Source organism: Streptomyces sp. CO7 (assembly GCF_053474865.1).
Window position 1 is genome coordinate 75,963 of sequence record NZ_JBRIOU010000003.1, and the last position, 581, is coordinate 76,543.

Annotated in this window: 1 pseudogene; it reads right to left on the reverse strand. The window is 78.1% G+C overall.

The features are described from left to right. Window positions 1–33: 33 nt before the first annotated feature. Window positions 34–465 (reverse strand): annotated as a pseudogene (locus ACOV8S_RS10220) (response regulator); the annotation flags it as partial. Window positions 466–581 lie beyond the last annotated feature (116 nt).

The window sequence follows — 581 nt, forward strand, 5'->3', positions numbered from 1 at the left end:
GACGGGGCCTGGTCAGTCCGTTTCCTCGCGCAGGGAGGCGGCCAGCGCCGGGTCGACCACCGTCTCGCCGGTCAGCACGCGGCGGATCGCCGTGGCCAGTTCGTCGACCGGGCCGTGCTTGACGAGGAACCCGGCGGCCCCGGCGGCGAGCGCGCGGCGCACGGACGCGGGGCGGCCGGAGGTGGCCAGGAGCAGCACGCGGCAGTCGGGGGCCTGGGCGGTCAGCTCGGCCGTCAGGTCCACGCCGCCGCGGCCGGGCAGGTCGACGTCCAGCAGCGCCACGTCGGGGCGGCGGGTGAGGACGGCGTCGAGCACCTCGTCGCCGGAGCCGGCCTGCGTCACGACCTTCAGGTCCGGGTGCATCTCCAGCAGCAGGGCGAGGCCGCCGTGCGCGGTGCGGGGGTCCTCGGCGAGCAGGAGGCGGACGGAACGGGCGGGCCGGTGCGACGGGGGCATCTCGTTCACGGGCCCAGCGTAGGTTCACCGCCGCTCCCCCCCCTCCGCTCCCACCTCCGCACCCGGGTGATTCCCCGGGGCCGCGCCCCCCGGCGGCGTGGGATCCGCCGGGGCCGGGACTGGAG